The sequence below is a fragment of the Cytobacillus oceanisediminis genome (genome assembly GCF_004366035.1).
Classification (GTDB): domain Bacteria; phylum Bacillota; class Bacilli; order Bacillales; family Cytobacillaceae; genus Cytobacillus; species Cytobacillus oceanisediminis_C.
Window position 1 is genome coordinate 1 of sequence record NZ_SOEE01000005.1, and the last position, 16109, is coordinate 16109.

Annotated in this window: 10 protein-coding genes; 3 read left to right on the forward strand and 7 right to left on the reverse strand. The window is 34.3% G+C overall.

What is annotated here, in order from left to right; translation table 11 throughout:
* The 5 genes from DFO72_RS13355 to galU form a co-directional block, all read right to left on the reverse strand.
* On the reverse strand, positions 1-833 hold an 833-nt coding region (locus DFO72_RS13355; RefSeq protein ID WP_134177254.1), incomplete at its 3' end, for a glycosyltransferase.
* Positions 834-3368: a glycosyltransferase gene (locus DFO72_RS13360; RefSeq protein WP_113885908.1), complete on the reverse strand. Its 2535-nt coding sequence runs from the start codon at positions 3366-3368 to the stop codon at positions 834-836.
* 19 nt (positions 3369-3387) lie between these two features.
* A complete protein-coding gene (locus tag DFO72_RS13365; protein ID WP_134177256.1) occupies positions 3388-4809 on the reverse strand; it encodes a hypothetical protein in 1422 nt (473 codons plus the stop codon).
* Positions 4810-4971: 162 nt separating this feature from the next.
* Positions 4972-5367 (reverse strand): glycerol-3-phosphate cytidylyltransferase, encoded by a 396-nt coding sequence (gene tagD / locus DFO72_RS13370; protein ID WP_113882163.1) that lies wholly within the window; start codon positions 5365-5367, stop codon positions 4972-4974.
* Between the two features lie 45 nt (positions 5368-5412).
* Positions 5413-6297, reverse strand: coding sequence for a UTP--glucose-1-phosphate uridylyltransferase GalU (galU, locus tag DFO72_RS13375; RefSeq protein ID WP_113882164.1), 885 nt, complete (start codon positions 6295-6297; stop codon positions 5413-5415).
* A gap of 690 nt (positions 6298-6987) precedes the next feature.
* On the opposite strand from galU, the gene DFO72_RS13380 reads away from it, so the two are divergent.
* The 3 genes from DFO72_RS13380 (at position 6988) to DFO72_RS13390 (ending at position 10399) form a co-directional block, all read left to right on the forward strand.
* On the forward strand, positions 6988-7350 hold the full coding sequence (locus tag DFO72_RS13380; RefSeq protein ID WP_166672480.1) for a stalk domain-containing protein: 363 nt from the start codon (positions 6988-6990) through the stop codon (positions 7348-7350).
* Positions 7351-7511: 161 nt separating this feature from the next.
* Entirely contained in the window at positions 7512-8198 is a 687-nt protein-coding gene (locus tag DFO72_RS13385; RefSeq protein WP_258549814.1) for a polysaccharide deacetylase family protein, read from the forward strand.
* Positions 8199-8311: 113 nt separating this feature from the next.
* Entirely contained in the window at positions 8312-10399 is a 2088-nt protein-coding gene (locus DFO72_RS13390; protein ID WP_113882167.1) for a 5'-nucleotidase C-terminal domain-containing protein, read from the forward strand.
* Positions 10400-10836: 437 nt separating this feature from the next.
* Here the strand turns inward: DFO72_RS13390 and DFO72_RS29485 are convergent, their stop codons facing one another.
* Both DFO72_RS29485 and DFO72_RS13395 read right to left on the reverse strand, forming a co-directional pair.
* On the reverse strand, positions 10837-10980 hold the full coding sequence (locus DFO72_RS29485; RefSeq protein ID WP_166672482.1) for a hypothetical protein: 144 nt from the start codon (positions 10978-10980) through the stop codon (positions 10837-10839).
* A gap of 1497 nt (positions 10981-12477) precedes the next feature.
* Positions 12478-16098: a leucine-rich repeat domain-containing protein gene (locus DFO72_RS13395; protein ID WP_113882502.1), complete on the reverse strand. Its 3621-nt coding sequence runs from the start codon at positions 16096-16098 to the stop codon at positions 12478-12480.
* Positions 16099-16109 lie beyond the last annotated feature (11 nt).

Below are 16109 nucleotides of genomic sequence, written 5' to 3' on the forward strand. Positions count from 1 at the left end.
TGGTCCTCATTCATCTCTGAAAGTAAATTTATATACAATGGAAAATCATGTTCTAAAACTTTATATTGGAATTTATAATATAATGTTTTCGATTCACTATAATTACTAATTAAACTATTTGTTCTTTTTATTGCATTAATTCTATCTGTGAAATTTTGTTGTTCCAGTCTTTGTTGAGTTATTGATAGATTATTATCATCCTGTCTAATTCTCCAATTGTAAATATACTCCAGAGTCACATAAACATTTTTTGCTTTTAAATAGGCTTCAATTGAAAAAGGGATATCCTCATATAAGATATCTTCATTAAATTCAATTTCATTCTCTACAATAAATTTTCTTCTATAGATTTTATTCCACACACTTGTATCATACAGCAAATCACTATCTTTTTGGATACTAGTAGTTTTCAAGTGATTTTTAAATGCTTTCTTATGAAGTCCCGACAAAAAAAAATTATCATTTTGGAACTGCCTAACATTACCTACTGCTATATCAACTTTATGTTTTTCAGCAATGTAAAAAAGAGTTTCACATGTGGTTTTTTCATAAAAGTCATCTGCATCTAAAAAACCAATATACTTCCCTTTTGCCTGACGTAATCCTATATTTCTTACAAATCCAGGACCTCTTTTTTTCTTGCAATTTACTAGTTGAAAGTTTTTATATTCCCTTGCGTATTTTTCAGCAATTTTAAGACTTCTATCACTAGAACCATCATTAATCATTATTACTTCTATTTCTTTAAGAGTTTGGTGTTTAAGAGAATCCAATGCTTGCTCTAAATAATCCTCCACATTGTAAAAAGGTACAATCACGGATACTTTGAGCATCTATTTATCTCCATCTGCACTAAGCACAATCTTATAAAAACGTTCCATTGCCTGTTTATTGTATCTCTTATAATCAAATCTTTTCTGTTTTGGACACTCTTTTTTTCTATATTGTCTTGCAAAGTCAATTATGCTTTCTCTTAATGCAGACTCGTTGTTATCAATTAACTGACCATAACCACCTTCTAACACACTTCTTACTCCGGTAACATCAGTTGCAATAATTGGTTTCCCAATTATCATTGTCTCCAATAATACTAATCCTTGCCCCTCATAATTAGAGGACAAAATAAAACAATCACTTTCTTTTATTAAAACAAAAGGATTTTCAACCTGTCCTACTAAAAATACTTTTTTTGTTAAATTTAATTCATTTATTATTTCTATAAGCTTGCTTTTTAGTGGACCTTCCCCTACTATATAAAGTTTCATTTTATTATCTATTTCTAAAGCATCATAAAATGCACGAATAAGTTTTTCATGACCTTTTTCAGGGGATAATCTACCAATTGTTACCAAATTGATATCTGTCGAACCTGGAGATTGGGTTCCTTTAACCCTAATAACGTTCCCATTTTTATTTTGCTCTAAAACTATATAATTTTCCCCATTATAACTTATATATTCTCGTCTATTTTTTAGATTATTGACTTTCTTTGAATTAACTAAATTATTAATGTAAGTCATTTTTTTAGATGCATTAGGGACTAAGCTTCCTAAATTTTTAAAGTTTGTTTCATGTGTCGATTTAGCTACTGACACGATTTGATCATAATATTTATAGGTAGAGAAAATTACCTTTAAGTGTTTTTTATGTTTGAATTTACCACCAATTTTTTTATTAAATTCTTCTTTCATATCGTTGTGAAGATAAATTGTCTTTCTTTTAACTTCACTAAAGGCAAATAAGAGGCTCCAAAAATCATTGTATCCTCCAAAATTAATTACATAGTCAAAATGAGTATTTCCAACGATTCTTCTATACTCATTTTTATAAAGAGATTTAGGAACAACCATTTCCATTAATTTTCCTGATATTCCCCTATTTAATGTCCACTGGTGTCTGTAGCTTTCGAAAATTGTTCGATTCATAACTCCAGGCCTATAAATAAAGTGTACATTTTTATTTGCTTTTCTAATATTATTCCATTTTTCATCAGTTCCCTTGGGATTTTCAATAACTACTACTTCATATTTGTTATAATCAATATTATCCAATAAAGTTAAAGCAGACATTGTAATACCATTATTATAGAAGGCACCACAGTATATTAAAACTTTCTCTTTATTCGTTTGAACAGAAATTGTATTTTCCTTGTTTTTATTTCTGAAAATAATATCGATTAACCGATCTGTTGCATTACCATCGTCATTATAACAAAAAGACTGTTTATATTTTTGGTACTTATCTAAATATATATCCTTTATCAGTCCTTCTTTTAGAATGTTATCAGCTACAGCCTCTATTTCTTTACATAGAGGTCCTGGTAACGTATCTATGTTAAGGTAAAATCCTCGTTCTTCAGCATATTGTTCTATGTCATCACCGTAAAAAATAATTGTTTTTTCAGTAGGCAGAAACTCAAAAAATATACTAGAATAATCAGTTATTAATATATCAATTCCAGCTAGTATTACATTTGTATCAAACCAATTCGGAATACAAATATCCTCTAAATTTTTTTCTTCGAAATACTTATAAGCGAAGTAATGTGATTTTAATAGAACTATATAATCATTACCTAATCTCTCTTTTAATTGAAGAACTTCATTTAACAACTTTTGGCTAGTATCACTTTCATTCCCTACAGTCCCTCTCCATGTTGGAGCATATAATATAACCTTTTTGTCTGACTGAATTCCTAATTTACTCAAAACTTCTTCTCTATTGGAATTAATGGTCGAGTCCACACGCGGATATCCAATGTCTGCAATTTTTCCTGAAAAGATATTTATAATATCATGAGATGACAGTAACTTTTCATAGGTAAACTTATTAGGACTAATCAAAAAGTCAGTTTGCAGCAAATTTCTTTGAATATTCATGTGATCGGCCATGCCAGCATTATTTATATCTATACCCAACGTCTTTAGTGGTGTACCGTGCCAAGTATTTATATATATTTGTCCTTCTCTTTTAATAAAATAATAAGGAAAAGAAGTGTTATTAATTAAATATTTTGCAGTTGCTAAATATTTAAGGTAGTTGTCATCGTCAACTGATACTATTTGCACATTGGGTTTTTTCGAAAAGTTTTCAACCAATGGGTTATTCTCATTTACAACAATTATATGCTTGTAATTTTGAAATTCCTCAAGTGTAGATAGCTTTAGGAATATAGTTAAAGGATTACCCGTGAAATTTTTTCCATGGTACGATTCATAAAGTATAACATTATCCCTAACTATATATTTGTTAAGGTACTTACTATATTTAGAACGAATCCTAAACCTTTCATTCGTCTTGTACTCATTAATTGGTTTTTTTATAAAAGGGATTTTTCTTTTGAAATATTTAATAATTTTATTAGCCAAAGTTAATACTCCTTTCTAATTACAACGAGAAAACCTTTAGAAGAATCTCTTTATTTTCCCCTTCAAAAAACTGGTAACTATGTCTTTCAAACTCTATTATTGAATCATCTATAGCATGATCAATAGTATTTCTATATTGTATTTCTTTATCAATATTTGAATTATTAACTAGTACAAACAATTTATATATCCCATTTTTTGAAGGAAGTTGTGTAACATCTAACCAATTACCAAACCAAGCAAACCTGTAGTCCAACTTTCCATTTCCATGATTACTATGAGATAAAAGCCATTCAACCTTCTTGCTTGTTAAACTTATTTTTGTGATGATTTGGTCGTTTTTATCTTTAATTAATAATTCTTTATGCTCATTAGGGCTGTTTTCCTCAATATTTTTGATGTATGAGTATCCACTTAAATATACTTTTTTATCTTTCCACTTAACAGCATTAGACCGACCAACAATATTTCCGCTACTAACATTAATACTTATATGTTTATTTAGTTCTTTATTTTCAATAAATGAATATAAACAATCATCAATTCTATGGTTCTCAGGTATCTCTCTTGAAATAGAATTTATCAATGGAGCTTCTAATTCCAACTCACCTTGAATAATCTTTACTGATATAAAGAAATTTCCCATTGGCAACATTAGCTCTTTAAAATCAATCCATTTACCAAACCATGCAAAATCATAATTTACAAAGTCGTTACCATGGTTTGGATGTCTTGTTAACCAGTCAATGTACTTATTATCAACTAAAACTTCCCGAACTACATTCCCATCCGTATCTTTAAATAGTAATTTTTTCTCACAGGCATCAGGTGACTCTTGTGAAAAACCTGGTATATAAATATAGCCACTTATATAGGCAGACTTAATATTCCAATCAATAGTATTTAGTCTACTATTAGGGACAGGGATATAAAAGTCACAAAGTCCAATTAACTTAAATGGATTTATAAGACTTTCAATTATTAATACCCTTTCCTCAACATTATTTATTCTAGCAAACATTTCAATATATTCTTTTAGAGGGCCACGTCCAATTATAAATAAGTTTAATTTAGAATTATCCTTCATCTTTATTATTATCTTTTCAAAAGCCTTTTTTAAAGATTGTCCATATAAATATGTTAATGTCGCTATATTAATCGTATCTTTTTCAGGCTTCTTAATTCCTATAAAATCAATATTTCCATCAGCCCCATTTTGCTCAAGTACTAAGTATACTTCACCTCCAAAATTTACCGTATCGTTCGGTGATAGATTATTCTTACAAATACTTATTATATTTGAGAAATATTCACATCTTTCTTCTTTAAAAAAATTAATAATTTCATATTTATCTTTATTTGAAGTACCAGATAAATAGTCATTATTTTTTGAATTAATAAATGAATAATCTATGAAAAATGGATTGTTAACGTTATTCATGATTAAAACCTCACTTCAATCTATAATTCTTTTATATACTAAGGTAAAGGGAAGCTCTTTTTGCTTAACCAAAAAAATTAGACTATCCACACTGTGAATAATCTAGTTTAATAAAACCATCAAAAAAGCTTGTTATAATTAATTTAGTTTTAATAACTTTTTTCACCTGGATACCAGAAGAAGATCTTCTTTAATTTGTGTTGTAGATATCCCCTTTGTTCTTGGCAGATATACTACTTTACAATATTCTTGCAAAAAGTCGAACTTACCTTCCCAGTCATCACCCATCACAAAAATATCAATGTTGTTACTTATAACATCCTGTACTTTTTGTTCCCAGTTATCCTCAGGAATAACTTCATCAACATACTTTATAGATTCTAGGATTAATTTCCGATTTTCATAGTTGTGATAAGATTTTTTATTTTTTAGTTTATTAAATTCATCCGTCGAAATCGCAACAATTAAATAATCACCTAAATCTTTTGCCCGTTTTAAAAGATTTATATGGCCCCAATGGAGAAGGTCAAAAGTGCCATAAGTTAATACCTTTTTCATTTTGTACACCTCTTTAGTATTAATTAATTTTCCAAGGGATTAAGATTAATTAAGTATTTTTTCTTTATTTAGGATTTCTCTCATTATTTCTAGAACATCATATCGTAATTCCTCATGCTGTAAAGCAAACTCGATTGTCGTTTTAACAAAACCTAGTTTTTCACCAACATCATGACGATGTCCTTCAAAGTCATATGCAAAAACACGTTGTAATTGATTTAATTTTTGAATGGCATCCGTTAATTGTATCTCCCCACCAGCACCAGTTTCTTGCATTTCAAGGAATTCAAATATCTCCGGAGTAAGAACATAGCGCCCCATAATCGCTAAGTTTGAAGGAGCCGTTCCCTGGGCAGGCTTCTCAACAAAATTACTGACTTGATAACGTCTTCCTTCTATTGTACATGGGTCAATTATTCCATATCGATGAGTTTCACTATGAGAAACCTGTTGTACTCCTATAATAGATGAGCCTGTCTCTTCGTATTGACTTATTAGTTGCTGCACACATGGAACATCACTTTGAACAATATCATCTCCCAATAGTACCGCAAAAGGTTCATCTCCAATAAAGTTTCGTGCACACCATACTGCATGGCCTAATCCCTTTGGCTCTTTTTGTCTAATATAATGGATATTTGCAAGATTAGAAGAATATCGTACCTTTTCTAAAATATCTAATTTGCCTTTTTCCAATAAACTCTGTTCTAATTCCGGAGCATTATCAAAGTGGTCTTCAATTGCACGCTTACCTTTTCCTGTAACAATAATAATATCTTCAATTCCTGAAGCTACCGCTTCTTCGATAATATATTGGATAGTTGGCTTATCAACAATTGGAAGCATTTCTTTTGGCATTGCTTTTGTAGCCGGCAAAAATCTAGTACCTAATCCAGCAGCCGGAATTATTGCTTTTTTTATTTTCTTCATTATTTTTCCCCCTAGATACTTGATATGTATTGCTACTAAAGTCCGGAGTGACTATTTTACTACAAAACGGATAAATATGGTTTAAGATCAAATTAATTTCCTAATTCAGTAAAAAGAAATATGGCATAGTATAACATATATTTGTCAACAATTGTTTAATTTTGTAATAAAAATTTAATGTTTCAAATTAATACACTTTATGTATTCTAACATGTTGCCCCCACTTTTTTACAAACCTTTTTTTGGAAGACAAAAAAATACAGCCCCTATAAGAGCTGCACTAGTTTAATATGATGATATTTAGATTTTTTGTGGAGGTATGAAAGAAAATAATAAGATGAAGTCGAACTCAATAAAGAATTAATTGTAATAAACCAGAATTTATGCCATTCAATTATTATACGATTGACCATATTTACATCTCTCCTCCTTTATTCTCTTTAAGATATCATATGTATATTTATTAAAGTTTAACCCTGTGTAAAGAAAACATTAAGCTTTTTCTTCATATTATATATAATCCCCTCTTATCACTTAAGCACTTTCAGCCTTTGGAGTATTTCTCACAAAAACATCACTATTTACCCATAAGTTTAATAGAAATTTCCAAAAAACAATTGAAAACACTTAAAAGATGAAGTACATTAGCCTATATCACCTAGTTTTATGCAAATATGGAAGGACTATAACATGTATCAGAAACTATATTTTTTAACAGCAATAATGATTCTTTTTTCGTTGGTTTATAGTAATCAACTCCAAGCAAAAGAAAATAAAATCAACGTCTATGTCAACGGGCAAAATGTAAAATACGATGTTCCTCCTCAAAACATAAAAGGCAGAGTCCTAGTCCCCATCCGGTTAACTTCAGAGTCGCTTAACTCGAAAGTAGCCTGGTTTCAAAAGGAACAGTCTGCAACGATTTATGATGGAATTAACACTGTAAATCTTTACTTAAACAAGCCCTTTATTCTTATAAATGGGGAAAAGAAGAGAATCGACACCACTCCAGTCCTGATAACTCTAGGATTCTTGTCCCCATTAGGTTTCTAAGTGAATCATAAGGATACAAAGTAGATTGGAAAGGTTCCAGTAATTCTGTACTCATTACTTCAAGAGTATCAAAGAATAATGACATTACGATTCCTGTTCTGATGTATCACCATTTTTCTGAAGGGAAAGGCTCCCCCACAATCGTTAACCCTAACGAATTTATGGGTCAATTAAAGTACTTAAAACAAGCAGGTTATCAAACGATTTTTAATCATGATCTATTATTATATATAGAAGGCAAAGGAAAACTTCCTTCCAAGCCCCTAATGATTACCATGGATGATGGCTATGAAAGCAATTATATATATGCTTTTCCAATCCTAAAACAATTAAACATGAAGGCTACAATCTTTGTTATTGGAAGTGTAATGAGGGAAAACAATAATTCTCCGTATACGCCAAATACTTTCCCAAAGTTATCGTGGGAACAGGCTAGAGAAATGCATAATTCCGGACTTGTAGAAATCCAGAGCCATACCTATGATTTGCATAAGAAGGATAGATCCTATAACGAAAGAATTGATGCTGTCATAAAAGGTCCTATTTATCAGGATGGAACCCTGGAAACCATAGATCAATATTACAATCGAATAAAAGATGATCTAAACAAAAATAGAAGAATGATAGAAGAAAAAATAGGTAACACAGTTGTTGCTTTTGCCTATCCTTATGGGGCATACAGCTCAGATTCAGAAAAAATATTGAAGGAAACTGGTCACCTGTTAACCTTTACTGTCCAGGAAGGAGTCAATCAAAAGATAGGAACAACTCTCCTCAAAAGAATTAATGTTCCTTCTGGAACTACAGGAAAAATGATAGAGTCGAAAATAATTCATTATCATAAATAAATATGCTAAATTATTTGTTAATTTTCTTCAAAAAGTTGTAAATAACCCGTAAATTTGTCTATTTTTGTATTATAATAGGATGGAAACACTACTATTTTACTAGGAGGAGAAAAATGGCTGTTATAAAAAGAGGTTTTCTGATCCTGTTTTCAGCAATATTGGTTTTGGCCAGCTTTGCAGGTGTTCAAACTGCAAGTGCAGCTGATTCAGCTGAAAAGACAATCACGATCCTACATACAAATGATACTCATGCAAAAGTGGGGCCAAAAGATGGCGGTATGGGATTCGCGAAATTAGCGACTCTGGTAAAGGAACTGGAAGCCGATAACCCTAATACACTTTTGCTTGACGCCGGTGATACGCTGCATGGAACTCCTTTTGCAACTGTTGAAAAAGGAGAAAGCATTACTCAAATTATGAATAAGCTTGGATATGACGGCATGGCTGCGGGTAACCATGATTTCAACTATGGTTATGGGCGTTTATTAGAACTTACGGAAATGCTTGAGTTCCCTGTTTTAAGTGCCAACGTTCGATACAAAAAAGACGACACTCGTCTTTTAAAGCCATATGAGGTTAGAGAAGTTGATGGAGTCAAAATCGGTATTTTTGGTTTATCCACTCCTGAAACTCATTTTAAAACAAACCCTAAGAATGTAGAAGGTTTAGACTTTACAGATCCTGTTAAAGAAGCAAAGGAAATGGTTAAAGTCCTTAAGGAAACGGAGCAGGTTGATGTAGTAGTTGCTTTAACTCACCTTGGCATAGATGCTTCCAGCACAGATACATCTATCAAAGTGGCAGAAGGCGCTCCGGGAATTGACATAATTGTTGATGGACACAGCCACTCTACATTAGTAAATGGCCAAGAAGAAGGAGAAAACACTCTGATTGTAAGTGCAGGAGAACATACAAAAAACCTGGGTGTTGTTCAATTAACCTTTGATGCAGATAACAAATTGACTGATAAAAATGCTCGATTAATTACGCAGGAAGAAGCAGCAGATGTTGCTGAAGATTCTGATGTAAAAACACTAATCGAAAACATCAAAAAAGAGCAGGATGTAATTCTTTCCGAGAAAATCGGCACTACAGAAACACTGCTTGACGGTGTACGCGAGCATGTTCGTGCAGGAGAAACAAACCTTGGAAATCTATTAACTGATGCAATGATTGCAGCAACAGGTGCTGACGCTGCGATCACAAACGGCGGCGGGATCCGCGATTCCATCCAAGCAGGAGATATTACAAAAGGTGACGTAGTAAACGTATTGCCTTTTGGTAACTTCCTTGTAACGAAAGAATTTACAGGTGAACAGATCAAGGCTGCGCTAGAGCATGGAACAAGCGATTACCCTAATGTTAAAGGCGCGTTCCCTCATGTAGCCGGAATGACTTTTGAGATTGATCTTAAAGCTGGAAAGGGCAACAGAGTAACAAACCTTACAATCGATAATAAACCAGTAGAACTAGCTAAAACCTATACAGTTGCAACAAATGACTTTATGGCTGTAGGCGGCGACGATTACACAATGTTTGCTGATGGCCCGCTCGTTAATGAATACGGTGCGCTCGATGAAATCCTGATTGACTATATCAAGGAAAATAGCCCAATCAACGCTAAGATTGAAGGCCGTGTGGCAGCAGCTCTTCCATTTAACGATGTAAGCAAGACAGCTTGGTCAAGAATGTTTATCGCTGATCTTTATTCAAAAGATTTAATTAAAGGTACTTCAGCCACAACATTTTCTCCAAAAGCTGAATTAACTCGTGTTCAATTTGCATCCATGCTAGTTCGAGCTTTAGATTTAAAAGCAACTGCAAAAACGCCATTCACTGATATCTCAAATTTCCCTAAGGAAATTCAAGATGAAATTGCAGCCGCATTTGAAGCTGGATTAGTTAAAGGTGTTAGTGCAAAAAAGTTTAACCCAAAAGCTTCCATTAAACGTTATGAAATGGCATTAATGCTTGAACGCGCTTATGAGTACAAAACAGAAGCTGACTACAAAGCGAAAGAAGATGCTCCTTTTACAGACATCTCTCACTTAACAGATGAAGCTAGAGAAGCTATTGCAGCAGCTTATGAACTTCAATTCGTTCAAGGGTACGGCCACAATGACTTCCGCCCTACTGGCAAAGCTTCCCGTGAAGAAGCTGCAAAAGTAACTTCTGTATTCCTGAATAAAGTTAATAATTAAAAATAAAGCCTGCTTCTTTTTTTAAGAAGCAGGCTTTATTTTTTTGGACTTTACTTAATGTTTCATTAAATGCTTATTTGACTTGGATTTTCAATTCTTAACAAACAAGTAAAGTACAATTAACAATTGAATGATATGCTCTAAAAAAAGGTTAGGAGTGATACAAATGGTCAAACAATTAAAGATTGAATGGCATAAGTTATGGTTTATTACGTATAACACACTCTTAGGCTCTACATCATCTTCTATTCTGTTAGTAACATTTTATAAGAAATCCAAATATCACTCATCGAAACTCTTACAGCTTTTATAGCTGTTTAGATTAACTTTCCTGCGAAAACAGCCAAACAGACAATCACCCCAGTACAGGCATCAAGAAATTCCATCACTCCTGCTTACTTAGCAAATGTCTAAATACAAGTTAAATCCTGGAGAAATTATTGGTCATCATTCAATTTCCAGATATGATGGTGATGCACGACATCATTAAAATCGTAGTCGTACTCCTCTTCAGTAATTTCTTCACTCAGCGCTTCATTAATATCAAAACTTTTCATAATCCGCTCAATAATATTTTTCATACAAAACCTCTGGGCTTTTTTATAGAATTATTGCCCAATTCCTTAGGATTTATATCTAAATAAAAAGAGATCCAAGAGTAAATACGCGAATATTAATATCACACAAGAATAATTCCTTAACTAATTAACACTTCGACTGAGCTTGCCTGTTTTTTAATCAAACGTTTGATTGATATTTTACATTACGTATAGGCTATAAATGAACAGTGGACCCCAAAGATATTAATCTACTGAAATGCATTTCCAAGTGCTACTATGAAATTAATAATGAACCATACACCAAACCCAATATAAAACAAGGTCATGCATTTAATTAGTTTACTAAAACCTTTAATGATAACCATGATGACCATATAAAAGAACAGAGATATTAAGAGGGGATTTTTCCAGTATCCAGCATTCAAAGAATATTTGTATAGGAAATAAAGAGAAGAAATAAACCAAATTATAAGACTAACATTGTAGATTATCTTTTTGATTTTCATAAAATTATTTCCCTTCAAATTAAAGTAAAATCAAATTGTTGCTTATAATATTTAAATGACTCTCAGTGTTTGACTAATTCCACAGTATCGATCCCATCGCACCTGCATATGGCTGTGTCATCCCTACAGAAATTTTCGGACAGGATAAATAAATTCACGGGTCAAATTCCACCAATTATCATTCGAAATCTCTTCCTTAATATCGTCAGGACTTTGGACTTATGTAGATTGAGAAGTGATCACTAACTTTTCCCCTTGCTACTATACCATTATTGTAAATTGCCAAATAAAAAAATGAAAGGAAGCATTAAAAGATTCGAACATGGAATGAACCCTTTGAAAAACAGCCACCTCAACAAAGGATGACTGTTTGCTATGTATTATACTTTGCTGGCTAAGATGGTGACCATTGCACTAAAAAGAAAGGTAAGAAACAAAAAAGATATATAAAGCACCTTTCTCTTTATTCTCTATATTTCCCTCAGCAGTGATTCAGATAGATTTCGACATAAAATAATCTTCCATCCCTTGAAAAAACAGCTGGAGAATTTCGGTCAAGACTACAATAGAAAAAGCAGCCAGGCCAGAAAAAATCTTATTTCTTTTCAGTAAAAACAACGCATTTGTTAGAATGAAGAAGACATAAGCATGCCAGTTTTCATAGCAGGAATGCTAGAGACGGGCTTTCAGGCATCGCATGAAACAGATCGGCAAAAGACGATTTAGCGTCCCAATTAAAATGAATAATCCCATGCTCTAAAAAGCTCTCCAAACTAGCTGAGGAAGTACTTATGAAAATAACTGTGCACCAAAATAATAAAACAATCTCCCCGTCTCCTCCTTCCATACATTCTTGCCTTCGCGAGGGGTTGTATACAGAATTGGAACTTTAATAGTATAGGTAAGTACAAAAGACGGGCTTTGCCCGTCTTTTGCTATTTTTCAGCAGCCATGTTTGAATAACAAAAGCCCTGCGAAGACGATCCTCTTCACAGGGCTTTGCGGTAAATTCTTATACTTTTTTTCTTCTCTGAGTGTAAATAAATAATATTGAAGCTGCCAGCAATGTCAGTAGACCCATGGCTAATAAATTATAATGGTTCGTTGCAGTATTAGGCAGCTTACTTCCACTTGCTGCTTTCTTTTCTTTAGCTGCAGTAGTTTTCACTTTATCAGCTGGCTTTGGATCTGACTTGCCGCCTGAAGCTGGCGTTTTTCCTGGAACAGGGGTATTATCTGAATCTCCATCCTCTTCAGGGTCTTCTCCAGGATCTTCTCCAGGCTGTTCTTCACGATCTGTAACTACATTTTCGGATGCCTGAGCAATAACCATTCCTTCATCATTCAGAGCTTCGACCATGATGCGATAGCTCGTATCGGGTAATAATTCTTCAAAAAGATAGCTGCTGCTTTCAGAATCCAGGGAATCCATATACTCACCATCTAAGTAGACATCATAGCCGGAAATCTCCTCTTCTCCTTCGTATGTCCAAAAAGCTTCAATTGAGTCTTTATCTGTTTTCATATCGGTAAAGTAGAAGTCTTCACTTGCTGTCCATACATATTCCCAGGCATAATCAACTGGTTCCTCTCCAGCATAGGCTTCCAAGGTAATCTCATATGGTGTTCCTGGCTCCAATCCTTCAAAGGTATAGCTTGTTTTAGAGGAATCCACTTCATCAACCAACTCTCCGTTTAAATAGATACGGTAGCTACTGATGTCTTCTTCCCCTTCATATATCCACGATGTTTCAATCGAAGTGCTGGTTGTATCTATCCAATCGAAATATAAATGTCCTTCTTCACTGTAATTTCCGTATTCAACATACACACCTTTTGCTTCAAGCTCTTCAATCACACGCATGGCTTGTGATCCTTCAGATAGGTCGAGCAGGTCATTGTTATAGAGACTTACATATTCCAGATGCGGCAGCTCCAGCAGGACCGTAATATCCGTGATTGGCAGCTCATTTGCACTAAGCATAATCAAATTCTTCAAATCGGCCAGAGGGCTTAAATCCTCAATATTGTTGCCATCAATACTCAAAAACTGCAGTGCGCCTAATGATTTAGCCCACTTAAGTTCCGTGATGTCAGTATAAGCGACATTTAGAGCCATAAGATTGAGGCTGCCTAAAGCAGACAGATCTGATACTGGATTATGGCTAACTTCAAGCGCCTGAAGATTTTGGAGACTTTCAATTCCCTTTAAGTCAGTCAGGCTATTATCATCCAAGACCAGATACTCAAGCTTTGTCAGTTTCGATAGATTAGGGATTGAGGTCAATCCATTTGAAGACAGGAAAAGGTAATTCAAATTCACAAGCTGATTTAATGGCGAATAATCCTTGATATTCGTATTTGATAAAAACAGAGTGTTCAAGTTGTTCAAAGAATCAAGCGGCTTCAAGCTTGAAATCGGATTATCATCCAAATCAAGTTCACTCAGCTTAATAAGACTGCTAAGCGGAGTCAGATCACTGATCTCGTTCCCCCATAAAGAGAGAGACTCAAGATTTACAGCTTTTTCAATGCCTGACAGATCTTTGATAGATGCTGCACCAAGATCAAGATTAGTGAGATCAATCAGATCACTCTCTTGTACATCCCTGACAATTCCCAAAGAGTCCTTGATGGCCTTTTCCAAGTTTTTATCTTTGAAAGTAATGACTTTGCCGGAAGGCGGCTTCTTGGTCGTCACATCCAGTGATGCTCTTCCAATCAGTTTTCCATTTTCATACGCTTTTACCTTAAAGGTGTATGTGGTATCAGGTTTAAGATTTTCAATGATTTTTGATGTGGTATCTCCTGACAGCTCCTCTTCTTTCTCATCAAACATGAACACATATTGATCCGGATAAGAATAGTCCTCCTCATCCTCTGTCCAATAACCCCATTCAAGTCCAATTCTTGACTCGTTTACAAAGATTGGGTAAATTTCGAGATTCACATTTTCCTGTAAATCATGATAGACCTCAACACCTTTGGCTTCTAAAGCCTCTATTACCGCCAGGGTTGGAGCATGTTCTTCTATTTGCAGATTTCCATATAGATAAACAACCTGCAATTTTGACAGATCTTTTAAGAATGTAAAGTCATTAATATCGGTGTAGGATAAATCAAGATTGGCTACATTTAACAAGTTGGTTAAAGCACTTGCTTCCGCAATCGGATTGTCTCCAATATCCAGGATAATCAGTTTTTTCAAGCCGGCTAGTGGAGTTAAGTCCTGGATCTGGTTGCCGTATATCACCAAGTGATCCAGATTAAGAGCATCTTCAAGTCCCTCTAGTGACTCAATGTTCATATTTGGTGCAGCAAGAGAAGTTAATCGTTCCAGGTCGCTTTTATAGAGTTCGCGTTTCAGCCCTAGCTCCCCCTGAATGGCAAGAAGCAGGTTTTCATCGGCGATGGCTGTCTTTTCACCCTGGGGGGCAGAGAGTGTTGTAAAAGAATGCACCTGGTTTGCAAGAGCCTTGCCGTCTTTTAGGGCTTCGACTTTAATTTCATAAGGAGCTGAGGCATTAAGTCCTGATAAATGATATTCATATACCCCGCCGTCTAACGTTTTTTCCAGTTTTCCATTCACATATAGTTTGTACTCTTCTACCGTATCGCGATTATACATTCCCCATGAAATCTGCGCGGATGATTCTGTGATCCGGTAAGCTGTCAATAAAAATGAAGAATCTTCATCAAGTGTTTCAACAGTGACTCCCTTCGAAGCCAGTGTCTCAAAAACGGATGAAGTTCCTAAATCCAGGTCCAGATAACCCGCTTCCACCTTTTCCAATTGCGGCAAAAATAAAAGTACTTCAATATTGGAAACAGGCAAAGACAATAATTTCACGGAAGTCAGTTTGCTTAGTTCCTTCAGAACAGAAATGTCTGAAACAGAAATGTTTTCAATTTTTATTGTATTTAAATTCACTGCATTTTCGAGCCCTTTTAGACTGGGAATATCACCATAGCTGTTATTGATCTCAAGCGAGGTTATACCAGCTAGGTCATCCTTTAAAATGGCCCCTTCTGCTTTCCCGATTGCGAACCGGATCAACTTCTCTAAATTGGCATCTTCAAAAGAAACCTCTGCCTCTTCAGCTGGCACTTCAGCTTTTTCCTGCTCACCGTTAGCTTCATCTGAATTTCCTGTTTTTTCTTCACTTTCGCCAGTATTGGAAGGCTGCTCAGAAGCTGGCTGAGAATCATCGGCATCCTTTTCAGTCAGGTCTTCATCACTTTCCTTCACCTCAGCGACTTTGACCTCCTTCGAGTCACTCACAGCCTGATCTTCTGCCTTCTTGACTGCATATGTATATGGATGATCTGATTGAATATCAGCATCGATATACTCATATTCCTTTATTACCTTTTCATCCAGGTTTGAAGTTGATTGTAATTTTGCACTAATGGATGTTTCCTGGGAGTTTTTGATGATAAAGAATGTTTCCTCGGCATCTGTCTCAGACAGGGTTTTCCACTTTAGAATGACCTGCCCTTCTTGATAGGTTGGATCCAGCAGCTCAATGGCAGTCGAAGGATTCTTGCTTTCTTCTGCGTTGGCAGCCGGACTGAAAAATGAGAAAATCATGGTTAAAACAACTGCTAAATGTAACCACTTTCTTTTTGGCATTCTCACTGCTC

Bases quoted from the DNA above. Each gene is read 5' to 3' on its own strand.
- DFO72_RS13365 (WP_134177256.1), bottom strand. From the start codon at position 4,809: ATGAATAACGTTAACAATCCATTTTTCATAGATTATTCATTTATTAAT.
- tagD (WP_113882163.1), bottom strand. From the start codon at position 5,367: ATGAAAAAGGTATTAACTTATGGCACTTTTGACCTTCTCCATTGGGGC.
- galU (WP_113882164.1), bottom strand. From the start codon at position 6,297: ATGAAGAAAATAAAAAAAGCAATAATTCCGGCTGCTGGATTAGGTACT.
- DFO72_RS13380 (WP_166672480.1), top strand. From the start codon at position 6,988: ATGTATCAGAAACTATATTTTTTAACAGCAATAATGATTCTTTTTTCG.
- DFO72_RS13385 (WP_258549814.1), top strand. From the start codon at position 7,512: ATGGGTCAATTAAAGTACTTAAAACAAGCAGGTTATCAAACGATTTTT.
- DFO72_RS13390 (WP_113882167.1), top strand. From the start codon at position 8,312: ATGGCTGTTATAAAAAGAGGTTTTCTGATCCTGTTTTCAGCAATATTG.
- DFO72_RS29485 (WP_166672482.1), bottom strand. From the start codon at position 10,980: ATGAAAAATATTATTGAGCGGATTATGAAAAGTTTTGATATTAATGAA.
- DFO72_RS13395 (WP_113882502.1), bottom strand. From the start codon at position 16,098: ATGCCAAAAAGAAAGTGGTTACATTTAGCAGTTGTTTTAACCATGATT.